Genomic DNA, 17,375 nt, shown 5'->3' with positions numbered 1-17,375 from the left:
GTGTGCTTTTCACAAAAAACAAATCGCCATACCATGTCCATAAAGACGGTATGGCGATTACGTAATGGTGTTTTAGGGCTGAACGTGCGTTACGCGCTTGGCTGCTGAAGACGGGGTGTAGCGTATGAATTCCTTTACACCCTCATTGCCAGAGGAGGGAGTCAGCCTCATGCGGGAGCCCGTAATAACGCAGTTGTACACCTTTTGCGACTTTCCCTTAGGGTTGCATGTCAGCTTATTGTTTGCGAAACTATAGCTTCCGATTTCGCTGTTCTTGTTTGGGTCCTTAAGATCGGTGGTAACGAAGTACTGCTTATACTCGGTAAAAACCATGTAGTAAATGCCAGTGCTACTACCTTGCGACATCCAAGTATCTACTATTGGGCTTGCCTCTTGATCTTCGCCACTTTCGCTAGCACAAGAAACAAACGACAAACCAGCAATCAATACCACGAACATTGCAGCAAAATGCAAGATGTGGTTCTTTAAAATGGTACTTTTCATGAGCTTATTCCTTTCTTTTTGATGAATTAATATGGCGCAAAGGTACTACAATTGGCTTTAACAAGAAAAGTAAAAAGGACTTTTTTTGTTTTTTTAGCCTCAACAACATGATGTAGTTAAGGATATAAAATCCTCATTCACAGCCCCTCTCCAAAGGGAGAAGTGAGCTGCATGTCTTATGAATTTTTTGCCAACTAAGCTTGGTTTTGACGTATAACACCATCCCTTTTTCTGTTTCAAAACAGCCAAACAAGTAGCAAACGATGTCATTATGCTTTGTAACAGCAAAGCAAATCACTCCCCCTCTCGGCTTGGAGAGGGGTTGGGGGATGAAGCTATTTGGTCTTATAAAATAGCCATCAGCTCCTCCATCCCTTGCGAAGCACCCATGCGCAGCTGCTTAACCCGCGGATAAGACTGAGTTTCTACAGGCTCGGGGTCGATCAGATAGATGGGCGTTGCAGGTGGAGCGTAGGCCAAAAGACCTGCTGCGGGATAGACGTTAAGCGACGTTCCGATGACGACCAACACGTCGGCCTGTCGCACGGTGCGTGCTGCCACCTCGATAAGTGGCACCGCCTCGCCGAAGAAAACGATGAAAGGACGGAGCCGCGAACCATCGGTGGCTTTCTCGTCGGGCGCAACGGTGGCATCGTTGGGTGTTAGCGTGCGGATGTAACGCGGATTATTGGGGTCGGCCGAAGAGCAAACCTTCAACAATTCGCCATGCAAATGAATAACATACGACGAACCTGCACGTTCGTGCAAATCGTCTACGTTTTGCGTGATAACGGTTACTTGGCATCGCTTTTCCAATTCGGCTATTAGCTGATGCCCCTTGTTGGGCTGCGCGGCGAACAGCTGCTGACGCCTTTCGTTATAAAATTGGTTTACCAAATTGGGGTCGGCTAGCCATCCCTCGTGCGATGCCACCTGCATCACAGGATAGTTCTCCCACAGTCCATCGTTACCTCTGAAAGTCTTAATGCCGCTTTCTGCCGACATCCCTGCGCCTGTAAGAAAGACGACGTGCTTGTTTTTTGTGTTCATGACGTTTTTGGTTTAAATGGTAATATGCCCCTTTTTCGCATCGCCGGTGCATGTTCCGTTGTTGCGCGGGATAGGTCTGCCTGCGGCAAAAACCATCGCTCCGAGGCTGATGTACTTTCAGAACGAGTCTGAAAAACAAGCGGGCAGGTTAGCTTGCAAACCCCAAATTTAGTGTTTTTTTTGCAAATAAGCGTATCGGATAAGATAATTAATTGTAACTTTGTGCCATTGTACGAAAAATAAAGAGATAAAAGACAATATTGTTATGGATAAACTTAGTTATGCTTTGGGCCTAGGCATTGGCCGCCAATTGTCGCAAATGGGTGCAGCCGACTTGAACATCGACGACTTTGCACAAGCTGTTAAGGACATGATTGACGGCAAAGAACCCCAAGTAGCCACAGCCGAAGCACAGCAAATTGTGGAAGATTTCTTCCGCAAACAAGAAGAGAAACAACGCGCCGAGGCAGCCGAGAAGTACAAAGGAGCCAAGAGCGAGGGTGAGAAATACCTCAGCGAGAACGCCAAAAAAGAAGGCGTGGTGACGCTGCCCAGCGGTTTGCAATATCAGGTACTTAAAGAAGGCAACGGCAAAAGCCCTAAAGCTACCGACAAGGTGGTGTGCCATTACGAGGGTATGCTGATAGATGGAACGATGTTCGACAGCTCTGTTCAGCGTGGCGAACCAGCAACGTTCCCCCTAAATGGCGTTATCGCCGGATGGACCGAAGGTTTGCAGCTCATGAAAGAAGGTGCAAAATATCGCTTCTTCATCCCCTATCAACTGGGTTATGGCGAGCGTGGAGCTGGTGCTTCAATTCCTCCTTTCGCCACATTGGTGTTCGATGTGGAACTGATTGAGGTGAAATAAGCCCTCAAAGAAGTTCAAGGCGTAATGGAGTTAAGAAGTTAAGCCAATAGCGATGTTGCAGATGGCAGTTGAACTTGTTGAACCTGTCCGACTTACAAGATTAGTCTGATTGGTCTTACTAGTTTGATTAGCCAAACGCCCATTCAACTTGCCCGACTTCTCATCTTAACAAATTAACAACAAGGCACATCACTTCTCCCTGCTCTTGGAGAAGGATTGGAGGTGAAGCTTTTAGAAACTTAAAATACAACTTATATATCAATGAAGAAATTAACTATTCTCGCAGCAACTGCTATTGCTGCCGTTACATTCACGGCTTGCGGCAACTCTACGCCCAAAGCCGACCTAAAGAACGACATCGACACGTTGAGCTATGCCTTGGGTTATAGCCAAACGCAGGGTCTAAGGGATTATCTAACCCGTGGTCTTAATGTAGACACGGCCTATATTGATGATTTCATCAAGGGACTTAACGACGGAGCCAACGCTGGCGACGACAAAAAGAAGGCCGCCTACTATGCAGGCGTACAGATTGGACAGCAAATCTCTAACCAAATGGTGAAGGGTATCAACCACGAACTGTTTGGAGAAGACTCGACCAAGACCATCTCGATGAAGAATTTCCTATCTGGATTTATCACCGGAGCTAAGAACAAGAAGGGCCTGATGACACAAGAAGAGGCCGTTAAGTATGTTCAAGAAAAGGCAGAAGTGATAAAATCGAAGTCGGCCGAAGCCACCTATGGCGCCAATAAGGAAGCCGGCAAAAAGTTCTTGGCAGAAAACGCAAAGCAACCAGGTGTAAAACAACTACCCAGCGGTGTTCAATACAAGGTGATTAAAGAAGGAAACGGAGAAATTCCGAAAGATACCTCTGCCGTAAAGGTAAACTATGAGGGTAAGACTATTGATGGTAAGGTGTTCGATAGCACTTATCAGCGTGGCGAACCCGTAACGATGCGTGCCAACCAAGTGATTAAAGGCTGGACGGAAGTTCTTACCCGCATGCCTGCTGGTAGTGTTTGGGAAGTGTATATTCCCGAAGATCAAGCATACGGCGCTCGTGAACAACCAAACATTAAGCCCTTCTCTACACTAGTGTTTAAAATCGAATTGATTTCTGTAGGCGAAAAATAATGAAGAATACAACCTATATGGCACTCGCGCTTTTAGCGAGTGCCACATTTAATACCGCCCTTGCGGGCAAAAAGAAAGACGTAGTTCAGGTGGCCACCGTTGCCCCTGTAGAGTTAAAAACATCTTCCGACTCGGTTAGTTATGCTGCCGGAATGGCCGCAACGAAAGGCTTAATACCCTTCGTGCAACAGCAATATAAGGTGGATACCACCTATATGGCCGACTTTGTACGCGGTTTTCGCAAGGCGCTAGAGAGCAAAGGCGATGGCGCTTTCTCGGCTTATGCTGCCGGAATGCAGATTGCACAGATGGCCCAACAGCGCATTTTGCCCTCGGTTCAGCAAGAACTGGTAGGCACGAAAGACTCGGTTGCTGCCCAAAACTTCTACAACGGCTTTATTGATGCCCTGCAAAAGAACTTCACGAAATATACCGAAGAAGAGGCACAACAGTTTTACGAGCAACGTGTGGAAGCTGCAAAGAAGGCTAAAACCGAAGCCGCTATCAGCGTAGGAAAGAACTGGTTGGCCGACAATGCTAAGAAAGCAGGCGTGGTTACACTGCCTAGCGGACTGCAATATAAGGTTATTTCCAATGGCTCGGGCGAGAAACCAACCGCTACCGATGAAGTGGTTGTGAAGTACGAAGGCAAACTTATCGACGGAACAGTGTTCGATAGCAGCTACAAACGCACACCCGACACATCCTCTTTCCGCTGCGATCAGGTTATTGCAGGTTGGACAGAAGCCCTTCAATTGATGACTCCTGGCAGCAAGTGGGAGCTTTATATCCCCCAAGATTTGGCCTACGGAGCAAGAGAAATGGGCTCTATTCCCGCCTATTCTACACTGATCTTTACCGTAGAATTGCTGAAGGTGAACAAGTCTAAGCCCGAAGTGAGCAATGTTAAGACCGAAACACCTGCGGTAAAACCTGCCAAGAAAGGCGCAAAACCTGCTGCAAAGAAAAGAAGATAAAGCTTTAACAGCTAGCACATAAAAAAGAGGTTAGAAGCTAAGCGTAATGGCTAGGCAAAACAGATGACTGCCTCGTGGCAGCGTTGGGCTAGTTCCTAATGAGGTTAACTTCTTGTTCGTTGGATATCCATACCCACAAGAACACCTAAAACCACTAGCTAATTGCCCCATCACCCTTATCTTCTGACCCCTTAATTTATCTTTAATGACGTTAACCAATTGTCAAAAGTAGCCATTAAAACCTTTTTGTCTAACTTTTTGTTGTTTGTTTCATTTAATTTGTTTACATTTGCTGCGGTTTCCGAACGCATTAAAACGACTAAATACATAAAACACGATAACAACACATGGAGAAAATAGACAGCCTAGACAAGAAAATTCTGAACATCTTGTCGCAAAACGCCCGTATTCCATTTAAGGACGTGGCAGCAGAGTGCGGTGTATCGCGTGCAGCCATACACCAACGCGTTCAGCACCTAATTGAAAATGGTGTGATAACCGGTAGCGGGTTTGATGTAAATCCAAAGAGTCTCGGATACTCTACATGCACCTATATCGGGCTCAATCTCGAACGTGGAAGCATGTACAAAAACGTGGTTGCCAGACTAGCCAGCATTCCCGAAATCGTTGAATGCCACTTTACTACGGGCTCGTACACCATGCTCATCAAGCTTTACGCAAAAGACAATGAACAGCTGATGGACTTGCTGAACAACAAGCTGCAAACCATACCAGGCGTTGTGTCTACTGAAACGCTCATATCTTTAGAACAAAGTATTAAACGCGAGATATTAGTAGATCCCGAGGAAAAGTAATTCTTTCAGGAGTTAAGAAGTAAGGGAGTAAAATAGTAAAGGCAGTAAGTTGACAATCTTGCTGCTTTGTTTGGCCTGCCGTGTGGGCTTATCTGCTCCTGCAACAAATTAATAGCTCTGCCTATAACCTCGCTGTTTGATATGTGGCTATTCACTTCGCCTTGTCAGCTTATTAGCTCCCAATTCCATTAACTCGCACTCGCGTAAAACCGTCAATATAATTAAGGAGTAAAGGTTGACAGCAAACAGTGATTTAGCCAAATATTTTGTCACATGGTGTAGACCTGCTTTGTTTACTCATTTATTCGTTAGCCAGTTAACTCCAACAAACCTCGCTCATGAACAACTTTGATTTTCAAGCGCATCTAAAAAATATATACGACAGCTTTCCACAGGCAAAACGCCAGCCCGTAATTGGACTAACAGCCAACTTTAAGGATGGTTGTGCCATGCTTATGGACCAATATTACCGCCAAGTGGTTAATGCTGGTGGAACGCCTGTGCTTATCCCGCCCGTCGATAGCATAGACGTTATCGTCAATACGCTCGACCATATCGACGCACTTATACTCACGGGTGGAGCCGATTTCAATCCCCTTTGGGCCGGCGAAGAGCCTTCGCCCCTGCTCCACTCTGTTAATCCCGAGCGCGATTTGCCCGAACTTCTCATCACCCAACTGGCCTACAACCGCCAAATACCCATCCTTGGTATCTGTCGCGGCATGCAAACCATGGCCATGGCCCTAGGCGGAAAGGTGGCGCAAGACATCGAAGAGCATTTCACCCACGATGTACGCCGAGCCTTGGCAGAGGGTGAATTTAAGCATTTCCTTCCCCTTTTCGCCGACAAACTGATACAGCATTCGCAAGATGCGCCACGCAATCTGGCCACGCAAACGGTGTTTTTCGATCCCGATTCGATACCCGCGCAAATCTTCCACGCCACCAGCCTGCACGTCAATTCGTTCCATCATCAGGCCGTTTGCAGTGCAGGCAGTAAGTTTCGCTTCGTTGCGGCCACCGTCGATGGCATCCCAGAGGCCATGGAGAGCATCGAACACAAGCCCTTACTTGGTGTGCAATGGCATCCCGAATGGATGGAAGAGCAGGGCTTACCACTATTTCAGTGGATCGTTCAGCAGGCCGAAACCTTCGCCGAAGCCAAGCGCGTGCACGCCAAAGTGCTTACGCTCGACACCCATTGCGATACGCCGATGTTCTTCCCGCTTAACGTTCGGTTCGACCAACGTGACCCACGCATACTCGTAGACTTGCATAAGATGACCGAAGGGCGCCAAGATGCCACCACCATGGTGGCTTATCTGCCACAGCCTAAACCAGGTGAAACCTTCCGCGAGAAGGTCGCTTTCGATGTGAAAGGGCCGCGAGACTATGCCGACCTCATCTTTAACAAGATTGAAAACATCGTTGCCGAAAACAACCAATATGTGGCTTTGGCCCGCACGCCCCAACAACTTTATGCCAACAAGGCTGCTGGAAAGAAGAGCATCGTTTTGGGAATAGAAAACGGTTTGGCGATAGAGAACGACCTTGCAAACGTTGCACACTTCGCCAAACGTGGCGTAACCTACATCACGCTCTGCCACAACGGAGACAACGACATCTGCGACAGCGCGCGCGGAACGGCTACTCATGGCGGTGTGAGCGACTTTGGACGACGCGTTATCGAAGAGATGAACCGCACGGGCATCATGGTAGACCTAAGTCATGGTGCTGAATCGAGCTTTTACGATGCCTTGGAGATTAGTAAATATCCCATTGTATGCAGTCACAGCAACTGCAAAGCCCTCTGCGATGTACCGCGAAACCTCACCGACGATCAGATGCGTGCGCTCGCCGCAAAGGGTGGAGTGGCGCACATCACCTTATATCACGGTTTCCTTCGTGCACAAGGCGAGGCCAGCATCCTTGATGCCATGGCACATTTGGAACATGCCATCAAGGTGATGGGTATAGACCATGTGGGACTTGGAACCGACTTCGACGGCGACGGCGGTGTATGTGGCATCGCCAATTCGTCCGAAATCATCAACTTCACCATCCAACTATTGCGCCGCCGCTTCTCAGAGCAAGACATCGAAAAGATATGGGGCGGCAATTGGTTGAGAGTGATGGAGGAAGCGCAAATGAAAAGGTGAAGAGGTGAGAAAGTGAAAAGATAGGCTAACGCCTTTTAGCAATGAAAAGGCGAAAAGGTGAAAGGATGAAGATATCGCTAAGGCCATCAAGGCTTAGGGCTTAACCCTTTAACTCCACGTTTCCTTAGCTTCTCGAACAGCCTCCTCTACTCCTTAAACTCCTTAAGTTCTCTGCATTTGGCTTAACTCCTTAACTCCACAACTCTCTAACTCCCATTTTCAATATTCACCATCCAATGAAGAAAATCATCATAGCAGTTATCATGATTGCCATCATAGCCATAATAGCCTATTCTTTGGGCTTATTCTCACCATCGCATAGTGCGGCGGAAGATGCGGAAGCCGCTGAAATGGCAGCTGCCGAAAGGCTTAATCCCGTCGGACCGGTCTTTAATGCCGACTCGGCCTATGCCTTCATAGCCGCCCAATGCGCATTCGGACCACGCGCGATGAACACTAAGAGCCACGACGATTGCGGCGAATGGATCGCTAAGAAATTTGAAAGCTACGGCTGTAAAATAACCAATCAGCGTGCCGACCTTCGCGGATACGATGGCACCATACTACGAAGTCGCAACATTATAGCTAGCTATAAGCCCGAAGCCACTACCCGAATATTGCTCTGTGCACACTGGGACACGCGCCCATGGGCCGATAACGATCCCGATAGTGCCAACTGGCGTAAGCCCATCGATGGTGCAAACGATGGCGCTAGCGGTGTAGCCGTGATGCTGGAGATAGCCCGACTGCTGAATCAAAACAAAGATTTAGCTATCGGTGTAGACTTCGTGTGTTTCGATGCCGAAGATTGGGGCACGCCAAAGTGGAGCGGTCAGGCCGACAGTGAAGAAACTTGGGCACTTGGCGCACAATATTTCGCCACCAACCTACCCGCTGGTTACGAGGCACGCTACGGCATTTTGCTCGACTTGGTGGGTGGTATTGGGGCCAAGTTTTATCGCGAAGGCATGTCGATGGCCTTTGCCCCCAACATCGTAAAGAAGGTTTGGCGAGCCGCACGAGCTGCAGGTTTTGGCAGTTTCTTCCCCAAAACCGATGGCGGAACGATTACCGACGACCACGTGCCGCTTAACCAAAAGGCCAACATTCCCACGATAGACATCATCGGTTTATACCCCGATTGCGTGCAAAGCTCATTTGGTCCAACATGGCATACGTTAAACGATAACCTGCAAAACATCGACCGCAATACGCTTAAAGCTGCGGGACAAACGGTTATACAAACGCTATATACAGAGAAATAGAAGCGTCCCTGCTTCCCTGTACTTTATAAAGGCTTCGAGGCCTCTTGGCATTCTAGGGTTTCTAGATATACCAAGAGGCCTAGTCGTTTTATAGTGGACGAGTGAACAAGTTAACAGCCAAAGCCATCTTTTCAACCTTTCGCCCCTCCATTTTTTCATCTTTTCCCCTTTACTGGGCGTCAGCCATCTTTTCACTTTTTCACCCTTTCACTTTTTCACCCTTCCATCCTTCTCACCTTTTCTTATTTCTCGGGTGGTGTTTCGTTATCTCCTCCCTTAGCGACGACGTGTCGATGTGCGTATAAATCTCTGTGGTGGCGGTGTCTTCGTGACCCATCATGGCCTGAATGGCGATAAGGTCGGCGCCACCTTCCAGCAAAGCCGTGGCAAACGAATGGCGTAACGTGTGCGGACTGATGGTCTTAGTGATACCCGCAGCCACCGCTTGGCGCTTTATCATGATCAAAATCATGGTGCGAGTAAGATGTGCCCCGCGCCTATTAAGGAAAACATAATCCTCCTCGCCAGGCTTAATGCGCATCGCATTACGGTCGGCAAACCATGCATTTAGTTCGTCTAGCGCTCGGCTCGATATAGGCACTAGCCGCTCTTTGTCGCCCTTTCCCGTTACGCGCACAAACTTCTCTTCCACGTAAAGGTTAGAAAGCTTCAGGTTAACAAGCTCCGACACGCGCAAGCCACAACTGAACAGCACCTCGATAATGGCCCTATTGCGTTGCCCTTCCCATTTAGAAAGGTCGATGGAAGCCTCCAAACGGTCCACCTCCGCCGTGCTCAACACGTCGGGTAAGGCGTTACGAACATGTGGCGACACCAACAACTCCGTTGGGTCGGCATCGATAAAGCCATCAAGAAGCAAAAACTTGAAGAACGAACGCACACCACTCAGTATCCGCGCTTGCGACCGTGGCGTGATGCGTTGGTCGTGAAGCGAGGCCGAAAAGTTATCCAAGTCTTCCAGTTTCACCGTCTCCACCTTTAGCCCATGATAGTTAACGTAGGCCAAAAGCCAACGCAAGTCGTTGCGGTAAGCCTCAATGGTGTTCTGACTAAGGTTGCGTTCCAATTTCAAGTAACGCATATAAGCCTTCACCATATTGTCGACGGTTTTATTTTCTCTTTCCATCGTTTATTCGTAATTTTGTGAACAAAAGTACAAAATAAAGCTGACATGACGATACAAATTATCAACGGGCCCAACCTCAACCTACTTGGCGTGCGCGAACCAAGCGTTTATGGTTCCACGTCGTTCGACGATTTCCTGCCCTGTCTGCGTGCTTGCTTCCCCGATGTACAGATAGATTACTTTCAAAGCAACATCGAGGGCGAACTCATCGACAAGTTGCAAGACGTAGGATTTCAGTGCGGTGGCATCGTGCTTAACGCCGGAGCCTACACACATACCAGCATTGCGCTCGCCGATTGCATACGTGCCATCAGCGCGCCTGTGGTTGAAGTGCACATTTCCAACGTTCACCAACGCGAAGCTTTCAGGCACCAGAGCATGATCGCAGCTGCCTGCCGTGGCGTGATATGCGGCTTCGGACTTGACAGTTACCGCTTGGCGATAGAGAGTTTCAAACCCTAAGGCATGGACCTAACCACTTACATCGCCAACCACATCGACCCCGAAGGCGACTATCTATACCGCCTTTACCGTGCCACAAACCTGCATACGCTGCACGGACGCATGGCCAGCGGACACCTACAAGGGCGTTTGCTGAAGATGCTTGTGCAGATGACGCAGGCCAAACGCGTGCTCGAAGTGGGCACTTTCAGCGGATATAGCGCCATCTGCTTGGCCGAAGGACTGCCAGATGACGGCCTTTTGTACACCTTCGAGATTAACGACGAGCAAGAAGACTTCACCCGCCCGTGGATAGAAGGCAGTGCCGTGGCCAACAAAATACGCTTCACCATCGGCGACGCCATCACCGAGGCCCCACGCTTGGGCATCACTTTCGACCTCGTTTTCATTGATGGCGACAAGCGAACGTATGTCGAAACCTACGAAATGGCCCTCTCGGTGCTTCGGCAAGGTGGTTTTATCGTGGCCGACAACACGCTATGGGACGGCCATGTGTTCGACTCTGCCTACGATAAAGACCAACAAACCCTTGGCATACGTCGCTTTAACGACCTCGTGGCCACCGACTCACGCGTTGAGAAAGTTATCCTGCCCTTGCGCGATGGATTAACGCTGATACGGAAGTTAGAAGGAAGCTGTAAGGGTGAAAAGGTGAAAGAGTGATAAGGTGAAAAAGTGAAAGGGTGAAAAGGTGAAAGAATGAAAATGGCTAATACCCTTTTAACAGCTTTCCTAAAAAGCCTAGTGCCTCCTAGAAAACCTAGAAAACCAAAATCCCCTAGCAACCCAACCCCCTCAGAAAAATATGCCCTCGATAACCCTCCGCAACCTCTCCGTAGGCTACCAGCAAGCCCGCCGCACACCAACCACTGTGCTCGCAGGTCTCAACGCCACCCTTCGTTCGGGGCGGTTAACCTGTCTTGTGGGTGCCAACGGCATTGGTAAGAGCACGCTGCTGCGCACCTTGGCCGCCTTCCAGCCACCACTCGCGGGCCAAATGCTCTATTTGGCCGATGCTAAACCTACGCCTCTCGACATCGCCACCTTATCGCAAGCACAACTGGCACAACTGGTGAGCGTGGTACTAACGGCCAAACCCAGTGTTGAAAACCTCTCCGTAGAGCAAATTGTGGGCCTAGGTCGCTCGCCCTATACCAACATCTGGGGCACGCTTAGGGCCGAAGACCACCGCATGGTTGAGTGGGCGATGGATGTTGTGGGCATAACCAACCTGCGCCAACGTATGGTACAGACGCTAAGCGATGGCGAACGGCAGAAAATGATGATTGCCAAAGCCTTGGCACAAGATACGCCCGTGATGTTGCTCGACGAGCCTACGGCCTTTCTCGACTACAAAAGTAAGGTGGAAATGCTGGCGTTGTTAAGTCGTCTGGCTCACGAAACCAACAAGATGGTGTTGCTTTCCACCCACGACTTAGAACAAGCCGTGCACACGGCCGATGCCCTTTGGGTGGTAACCAAAGCCCAACAAGCCACCAACACGCCACAAGAGAACACTTCCTGCACAGCCCCTCAGCACCTCGCCACACTACTGCGCGTACTTGAAAAACACATCCGTACCGACGAGCAGGGCCTCCAACAGATTGTTTTCGAACCCAAAGATAAAGCCGAAAACACCGCATCGCAAGGCCTGACGCTTACCGCCACCGCTGATTTCGACCAGCGCACACACGCCTTGTTACGCCTATTGGGCGAAGGTAAATAGGGCGGAACAAGTGGGGAAAAGGCTCTAAAAACCAGCTTATACACATTCGCCTTGGTACGCCTACCCCGCCCCTGCGTCGCATCTTTCACCCTTCTATCGTCTTATATTCACAATCAGGCAACACGTTTTCATAGCATTGGCAATGCGCCCAACAAGTTTTTCCGGAGCGCGTTTTAAGCACTAGAAAGGCTTAAAATAAACGATGCCCGTGTTACATGTGAAGTGTACCCCCATTCCATCTTATCCGGAACACGGTTCCATATCAATTGGAACACTGTTCCATGTCAACTGGAACAGTAGTCCAGCATAGTGGGAACAAAACGACTAGCAAACTTACGTATGAAATGGGCTGTGCTAATGCACCGCAAGAGCATTAAAAGCTTAAAACGTTCACTTACAACTGCGCTTCGAACTAACGCGCGAGAAAGCCACAAAATGCCTCTATAACAGATGAGTTTACGCCTCAATTGTGGCGTAAACTCATATATCTATAACCTGAAAAGCCCAGAAACCACAGGCTTAGCTTCTTAACTTCACAACCCCATCACTGCTCTAATGGGCTATACTTGATGGTAAACCTCATCGAACGGAAGGCGGAAACGGTCGCCCCAAACTCCATCGGGGAGGCGAATGCCACATGCTACCACCATATTAATGCCAACCGTATAGGGAAGATGGAGCAAGCGTTTAACGCGCCAACTGTCGAACCCTTCGAACGGACAAGTGTCGTATCCCGCCTCGCTCATGGCCAACATGAACGTCTGCACAGCCAAACCGCAACTCTTATGCACAACAACGCGCATGTCGGCTTCGGTTACCTGACGCGGTACAGGACGGAAAAGGCCTATCAATTGCACCAAAGCCTTGCGGAAAAGTCCTAACAAACCAAAGCAACGGCCGTACCAAAGGGGCATAGCTTTTCGATAATAGAGTTCCCACTGACGTATGCGCTTCTCCTGTTTCTCGGCAGGACTATTGCGACGTACGTTGCCTTGCTCGAACGCCAGAGCTGCTTGGGCACGGCGCTTAACCATGTCAGGGCGTGTTACGAACACCACCAGCTGTTGCGCCGAACTAACGGCAAGCTGTCCAAGGCAGGCAGGTACCATCTTCTCTATCATGCTTTTGTCGGTGATGTGGTAACATTCCCACAGCTGCATGTTAGAACTTGTAGGGGCAAGTGTGGCCTGCTTGAGGCACGCTTTCACCTGCTCGGGGTCGATTGGCTTTTCTGAATCGAAGTGGCGCACAGAGCGTCGGCGGTTCAAAATCTCTTCTAAACTCATGTGGTTACTTATTTTGGGGCACACAGTCAACAAATACCAGAATAGCGTTCGGTTGCGAAATGCGTGCAATTATTTAACTACAAAGATACGATGTTTTGGCTATCTTGCAAACTACAAGAACGTAGAAAAGGTTAAAAAGGTGAAAGGATGGGAAAGGGGAAAAGGGGAAAGGGTGAAAGGGTGAAAAGATGAAGGGATGAGAAAGGTGAAAAGGTGAAAGAGTGAAAAGGTGAAAAGATGAAGGATGAGAGAATGGGAAAGGATGGGAAAGGTAAAAAGGTGAAAAAGTGAAAGGGTGAAAAGATGGCTAACGCCGTCAAAGCATTTGGCTTAACTACTTAACTCCATAACTCCTTTACTCCTAGAACTTACTCCTTTACTCCTTACCTCCTCTTAACTCCTTAAAAATAAAATCCCCACAGCACAAGGCTGTGGGGACAAACCATAAATTATGAAAAATACCACACGAACAAGTCTGAAACCTAGCGGTAACAGACTAGTCGTAGATTTTGATCTTATTCAGCACGAAGCGTAAAGCGCTTGAAGGCCACAACGGTGAGGTCTTTATCAGCAGCTTTAAGGTATTGGCTTACGCTGAGTTTAGAGTCTTGGATGAACTCTTGTTCAAGCAAGCAGTTCTCTTTAAAGAACTTAGCCATACGACCCTTAGCGATATTGTTCACCATTTCAGCAGGAAGTGCAGCAGCCTTTTCCTCTGCCACCTCTTTCTTAATACGGCGAATTTCGTCGGCTTGAGCTTCGGTGATATTACCTTTGGCAATACCTTCAGCGATGTGCTCTTCGTTTTCGCAGATGTAGAGGTTGAAACCAGCCTTCTTCAAAGCAGCTTGCACAGCCTTCTCTACCTGCTCTTCCTTGGTCTTTTCGATGGCAACCTTCAACTCTTCGTCCTTAACCGATTGGGGAACGCTAGCCTCATCAAGTGCGATAGGCTTCATCGCGGCAATCTGCATGGTAACGGCGTGACCCTCTTCGGCAGCAGGCTTATTGGTTTGAACCATGGTGCAGAGCAGGTTTTTGCTCATGTGGTTGTAGGTGTAGATGTTCTCGCCTTCGATAAAGCTATATCCGTCAAGTTCCATCTTTTCGCCAGTGATACCCGAACGAGCAATAACGGCGTCTTCAACCTTCGTGCCATCGCCCAGCGTCAGGGCCTTCACCTCGTCGAGGTTCTTAGCCTTAGCGGCTACGGCAGCGTCGAGAATGTCTTGCGTAAGTTGAACATAATCCTTGCCATTGGCCACGAAGTCGGTCTCACACTTCAAGGCGATGATAGCCCCGAAGCCGTTTTCAACCTTCACGAGCACACATCCGTTAGAGGTTTCGCGGTCTGAACGCTTGGCAGCAATTGCTTGACCCTTAGCACGGATAATCTCTATTGCCTTCTCGATGTCACCACCGGTTTCGTCGAGAGCTTTCTTGCAGTCTGCCAAACCAGCACCGGTGAGTTTGCGCAGTTTCTGTACGTCTGCTATTGAAACAGCCATAATCTTTTCCTTTTCTTTTTTGTTGGGTTGAGAAAAGAAGCGGCTCGGGCGGCCATATTAGTGCCCCTTTGCCGCTTCATATTGTTTGTTAGGCCTCTTCTTTGGCTTCTTCTGCTACTTCGGTTTCAGCCTTAGCCTCTTCCTTACGAGCCTTCTTGGGGGCGCGTGGAGCTTCTTCGGCTTGTTCGGCAGCGGCCTTTTCGTCGGCCTTCTCTACCTTACGCTCTTCCAAACCTTCGGCGATGGCAGCGCAGCAAGCGGTGAGAACCACCTCGATGCTGTCTTTTGCGTCGTCGTTAGCAGGGATGATGAAGTCGATGTCGCGAGGATCCGAGTTGGTATCAACCATGGCAAACACGGGGATACCAAGGCGCTTAGCCTCTTTAACGGCAATAGCCTCTTTCATAACATCAACCACGAAGAGTGCGCTGGGCAAGCGGGTGAGGTCGGCGATAGAGCCAAGGTTCTTCTCCAGTTTAGCGCGTTGGCGCGTTACTTGTAGCAACTCGCGCTTAGAGAGGTTGGCAAAGGTACCGTCGTTCATCAGCTTATCGATGTTCGCCATTTTCTTAACAGCCTTACGGATGGTAGGAAAGTTGGTGAGCATACCGCCCGGCCAACGTTCGATAACGTAGGGCATGTTTACGCTTGAAGCCTTTTCGGCTACAACGTCCTTAGCTTGTTTTTTAGTAGCGACGAACAAAATGCGCTTTCCCGACTTAGCAATTTGCTTGAGCGCTTCGGCAGCTTCGTCTACCTTAGCCACAGTTTTGTGGAGGTCGATGATATGGATGCCGTTGCGTTCCATGAAGATATAGGGAGCCATTGCAGGGTTCCACTTGCGGCGGAGGTGTCCGAAATGGCAACCTGCCTGTAACAGTTGGTCAAAATTTGTTCTTGACATGTCTTTGTTTTGTTTGGATGTTTACTTTCTTTTTAATTCTTGCGGCGAGTCATGAAAGGGCTTTGCGATGGAACAGTTCCACCAAAGAATACTTTCAGAGCTTACCTTTTGATTTAGAACCAGCGGGCAGGTAATCGCGACTGAAGCCGTTATCGAGTCGTGCCCGTTTAGATACTAAACGTTGCTCAGCTTGTGTTTGCCCTCCGTTAAGCCACATTGCGAGGCGCGGTTTGGCTTAGGCTGCCCATCGGGCGAGCTTCAAGCGCAGGCCTGCAAACGGCAGGTGGGCCAGAGACACATTAACGCTTGCTGAACTGGAAGCGACGACGGGCTTTGGGTTGACCCGGTTTCTTACGCTCAACAGCGCGCGAATCGCGGGTAAGGAAGCCTTGGTCTTTCAGTGCTTTCTTGTCTTCCTCGTTTACTTTAACCAGTGCGCGTGCGATGGCTAGACGCAGAGCTTGGCTTTGTCCGGTGTAACCACCACCGTCGAGGTTAGCCTTGATGTCGTATTTCTCGGCTGCTTCGAGCAGCTGCAGCGGTTGTCTAACCACGTACTGCAAGATGGCAGAGGGGAAATATTGGTTAATGTCTTTCTTGTTGATCGTTATCTTGCCAGTACCTTCAGAGAGGTAAACACGAGCTACAGCGCTCTTGCGGCGACCAATTGCATTTACTACTTCCATTTCTTTTCCTTATTTATACTGGTTAATGTCTATGGTCTTGGGCTTTTGTGCAGCCTTATCGTGCTCGGTTCCTTCGAAAACGTAGAGGTTGCCTAGCAAATGACGACCCAAAATACCTTTGGGCAGCATGCCCTTAACGGCGTGACGGATGATGCGATCTACGCCACCTTTGCGCTTGCGCAATTCGGCGGGCGTGTTAAAGCGCTGTCCACCGGGGTAGCCAGTATAGCGTGTATAAACCTTATCAGTTTCTTTCTTGCCAGTGAAAACCACTTTGGCGGCGTTGATGATGATTACATTGTCGCCACAATCAACGTGAGGCGTGAAGTTGGGTTTGTATTTGCCGCGGATAAGCTTAGCTACCTTCGAGCAAAGACGGCCCACTACCTGGTCGGTAGCATCGATAACCACCCACTCTTTCTTAGCCGTTTCCTTGTTGGCGGAAATAGTCTTGTAACTTAAAGTGTCCATTCTAATTTTTAATTGTAATACTACTAAAAAACGTTTGTTTGGTTTTCGCAACCGATTCACTAACCGCCAAGCTCGGCCAAAAGCGTGACTATTAACACGATTGCGGTGGAGGCTCTAAGGTTTACCCCCGTAATAATCGGACTGCAAAGGTACGCATTAATATGCTTTAACTAATAAACGCATCGCATATTTAACCTTAGCGTTATATATTATTAACAATGTTTAGCAACTCGAACTGCCTTATCGCCTACCGACATGCATGCAAACGCCATACCAGCACTTGGAATTGCCCCCCAATTAACAACCCAACAACACACCATATAACTACCCAACAACACACCATTATATATCGCGCGCGCGTACGCGTGAAAGTAAAGGATTGAGATATTCAACCTTATTGCCATCTA

Annotated in this window: 17 protein-coding genes; 9 read left to right on the top strand and 8 right to left on the bottom strand. The window is 48.9% G+C overall.

The window, feature by feature from the left end; genetic code table 11:
- Window positions 1-72: 72 nt before the first annotated feature.
- Both F453_RS0106040 and F453_RS0106035 read right to left on the bottom strand, forming a co-directional pair.
- Window positions 73-504, bottom strand: a complete 432-nt coding sequence (locus F453_RS0106040; protein WP_018967219.1) for a lipocalin family protein — start codon at window positions 502-504, stop codon at window positions 73-75.
- A gap of 345 nt (window positions 505-849) precedes the next feature.
- Window positions 850-1,554 (bottom strand): SIR2 family NAD-dependent protein deacylase, encoded by a 705-nt coding sequence (locus F453_RS0106035; protein ID WP_018967218.1) that lies wholly within the window; start codon window positions 1,552-1,554, stop codon window positions 850-852.
- A gap of 265 nt (window positions 1,555-1,819) precedes the next feature.
- Between F453_RS0106035 and bamJ (F453_RS0106030) the strand changes: the two genes are divergently transcribed.
- The 6 genes from bamJ (F453_RS0106030) (at window position 1,820) to F453_RS0106005 (ending at window position 8,778) form a co-directional block, all read left to right on the top strand.
- Complete coding sequence (gene bamJ, locus F453_RS0106030; RefSeq protein WP_018967217.1) at window positions 1,820-2,425, top strand: BamJ family beta-barrel-assembly machinery protein; 606 nt, start codon at window positions 1,820-1,822, stop codon at window positions 2,423-2,425.
- Window positions 2,426-2,686: 261 nt separating this feature from the next.
- Window positions 2,687-3,562: a BamJ family beta-barrel-assembly machinery protein gene (gene bamJ / locus F453_RS0106025; protein ID WP_018967216.1), complete on the top strand. Its 876-nt coding sequence runs from the start codon at window positions 2,687-2,689 to the stop codon at window positions 3,560-3,562.
- Window positions 3,562-4,539 (top strand): BamJ family beta-barrel-assembly machinery protein, encoded by a 978-nt coding sequence (bamJ, locus tag F453_RS0106020; RefSeq protein WP_018967215.1) that lies wholly within the window; start codon window positions 3,562-3,564, stop codon window positions 4,537-4,539. The genes bamJ (F453_RS0106025) and bamJ (F453_RS0106020) overlap by 1 nt, the downstream gene beginning before the upstream one ends.
- A 347-nt stretch (window positions 4,540-4,886) precedes the next feature.
- A complete protein-coding gene (locus F453_RS0106015; protein WP_018967214.1) occupies window positions 4,887-5,354 on the top strand; it encodes an Lrp/AsnC family transcriptional regulator in 468 nt (155 codons plus the stop codon).
- A 338-nt stretch (window positions 5,355-5,692) separates the two neighbouring features.
- Complete coding sequence (locus tag F453_RS0106010; RefSeq protein WP_018967213.1) at window positions 5,693-7,513, top strand: fused gamma-glutamyl-gamma-aminobutyrate hydrolase/peptidase; 1,821 nt, start codon at window positions 5,693-5,695, stop codon at window positions 7,511-7,513.
- Window positions 7,514-7,749: 236 nt separating this feature from the next.
- On the top strand, window positions 7,750-8,778 hold the full coding sequence (locus tag F453_RS0106005; RefSeq protein ID WP_018967212.1) for a M28 family peptidase: 1,029 nt from the start codon (window positions 7,750-7,752) through the stop codon (window positions 8,776-8,778).
- Between the two features lie 232 nt (window positions 8,779-9,010).
- Here F453_RS0106005 and xerA read toward each other — a convergent pair whose 3' ends face one another.
- Entirely contained in the window at window positions 9,011-9,925 is a 915-nt protein-coding gene (gene xerA, locus F453_RS0106000) for a site-specific tyrosine recombinase/integron integrase (RefSeq protein ID WP_018967211.1), read from the bottom strand.
- Window positions 9,926-9,970: 45 nt separating this feature from the next.
- Between xerA and aroQ the strand changes: the two genes are divergently transcribed.
- The 3 genes from aroQ to F453_RS0105985 all read left to right on the top strand — a co-directional run bounded on the left by aroQ (window position 9,971) and on the right by F453_RS0105985 (window position 12,113).
- Complete coding sequence (gene aroQ, locus F453_RS0105995) at window positions 9,971-10,387, top strand: type II 3-dehydroquinate dehydratase (RefSeq protein ID WP_018967210.1); 417 nt, start codon at window positions 9,971-9,973, stop codon at window positions 10,385-10,387.
- Window positions 10,388-10,390: 3 nt separating this feature from the next.
- Window positions 10,391-11,050: an O-methyltransferase gene (locus tag F453_RS0105990; protein ID WP_018967209.1), complete on the top strand. Its 660-nt coding sequence runs from the start codon at window positions 10,391-10,393 to the stop codon at window positions 11,048-11,050.
- A gap of 142 nt (window positions 11,051-11,192) precedes the next feature.
- Window positions 11,193-12,113, top strand: coding sequence for an ABC transporter ATP-binding protein (locus tag F453_RS0105985; RefSeq protein ID WP_018967208.1), 921 nt, complete (start codon window positions 11,193-11,195; stop codon window positions 12,111-12,113).
- A 560-nt stretch (window positions 12,114-12,673) separates the two neighbouring features.
- Here F453_RS0105985 and F453_RS0105980 read toward each other — a convergent pair.
- From F453_RS0105980 to rplM, 5 genes are all read right to left on the bottom strand, one after another.
- Entirely contained in the window at window positions 12,674-13,399 is a 726-nt protein-coding gene (locus F453_RS0105980) for a nitroreductase family protein (RefSeq protein ID WP_018967207.1), read from the bottom strand.
- Window positions 13,400-13,914: 515 nt separating this feature from the next.
- Complete coding sequence (gene tsf / locus F453_RS0105975; RefSeq protein WP_018967206.1) at window positions 13,915-14,907, bottom strand: translation elongation factor Ts; 993 nt, start codon at window positions 14,905-14,907, stop codon at window positions 13,915-13,917.
- Window positions 14,908-14,995: 88 nt separating this feature from the next.
- Entirely contained in the window at window positions 14,996-15,811 is an 816-nt protein-coding gene (gene rpsB, locus F453_RS0105970; RefSeq protein ID WP_026292483.1) for a 30S ribosomal protein S2, read from the bottom strand.
- 299 nt (window positions 15,812-16,110) lie between these two features.
- A complete protein-coding gene (gene rpsI / locus F453_RS0105965) occupies window positions 16,111-16,497 on the bottom strand; it encodes a 30S ribosomal protein S9 (RefSeq protein WP_009236730.1) in 387 nt (128 codons plus the stop codon).
- Between the two features lie 9 nt (window positions 16,498-16,506).
- Window positions 16,507-16,968: a 50S ribosomal protein L13 gene (rplM, locus tag F453_RS0105960; protein ID WP_009236731.1), complete on the bottom strand. Its 462-nt coding sequence runs from the start codon at window positions 16,966-16,968 to the stop codon at window positions 16,507-16,509.
- Window positions 16,969-17,375: the final 407 nt, after the last annotated feature.

The organism is Hoylesella loescheii DSM 19665 = JCM 12249 = ATCC 15930 (genome assembly GCF_000378085.1).
GTDB classification, from domain to species: domain Bacteria; phylum Bacteroidota; class Bacteroidia; order Bacteroidales; family Bacteroidaceae; genus Prevotella; species Prevotella loescheii.
This window is presented reverse-complemented; position numbering and strand designations above follow the sequence as displayed.

What these genes read in the sequence shown, in the direction of transcription:
- F453_RS0106040 (WP_018967219.1), bottom strand. Translation starts at nt 504, where the DNA reads ATGAAAAGTACCATTTTAAAGAACCACATCTTGCATTTTGCTGCAATG.
- F453_RS0106035 (WP_018967218.1), bottom strand. Translation starts at nt 1,554, where the DNA reads ATGAACACAAAAAACAAGCACGTCGTCTTTCTTACAGGCGCAGGGATG.
- bamJ (WP_018967217.1), top strand. Translation starts at nt 1,820, where the DNA reads ATGGATAAACTTAGTTATGCTTTGGGCCTAGGCATTGGCCGCCAATTG.
- bamJ (WP_018967216.1), top strand. Translation starts at nt 2,687, where the DNA reads ATGAAGAAATTAACTATTCTCGCAGCAACTGCTATTGCTGCCGTTACA.
- bamJ (WP_018967215.1), top strand. Translation starts at nt 3,562, where the DNA reads ATGAAGAATACAACCTATATGGCACTCGCGCTTTTAGCGAGTGCCACA.
- F453_RS0106015 (WP_018967214.1), top strand. Translation starts at nt 4,887, where the DNA reads ATGGAGAAAATAGACAGCCTAGACAAGAAAATTCTGAACATCTTGTCG.
- F453_RS0106010 (WP_018967213.1), top strand. Translation starts at nt 5,693, where the DNA reads ATGAACAACTTTGATTTTCAAGCGCATCTAAAAAATATATACGACAGC.
- F453_RS0106005 (WP_018967212.1), top strand. Translation starts at nt 7,750, where the DNA reads ATGAAGAAAATCATCATAGCAGTTATCATGATTGCCATCATAGCCATA.
- xerA (WP_018967211.1), bottom strand. Translation starts at nt 9,925, where the DNA reads ATGGAAAGAGAAAATAAAACCGTCGACAATATGGTGAAGGCTTATATG.
- aroQ (WP_018967210.1), top strand. Translation starts at nt 9,971, where the DNA reads ATGACGATACAAATTATCAACGGGCCCAACCTCAACCTACTTGGCGTG.
- F453_RS0105990 (WP_018967209.1), top strand. Translation starts at nt 10,391, where the DNA reads ATGGACCTAACCACTTACATCGCCAACCACATCGACCCCGAAGGCGAC.
- F453_RS0105985 (WP_018967208.1), top strand. Translation starts at nt 11,193, where the DNA reads ATGCCCTCGATAACCCTCCGCAACCTCTCCGTAGGCTACCAGCAAGCC.
- F453_RS0105980 (WP_018967207.1), bottom strand. Translation starts at nt 13,399, where the DNA reads ATGAGTTTAGAAGAGATTTTGAACCGCCGACGCTCTGTGCGCCACTTC.
- tsf (WP_018967206.1), bottom strand. Translation starts at nt 14,907, where the DNA reads ATGGCTGTTTCAATAGCAGACGTACAGAAACTGCGCAAACTCACCGGT.
- rpsB (WP_026292483.1), bottom strand. Translation starts at nt 15,811, where the DNA reads ATGTCAAGAACAAATTTTGACCAACTGTTACAGGCAGGTTGCCATTTC.
- rpsI (WP_009236730.1), bottom strand. Translation starts at nt 16,497, where the DNA reads ATGGAAGTAGTAAATGCAATTGGTCGCCGCAAGAGCGCTGTAGCTCGT.
- rplM (WP_009236731.1), bottom strand. Translation starts at nt 16,968, where the DNA reads ATGGACACTTTAAGTTACAAGACTATTTCCGCCAACAAGGAAACGGCT.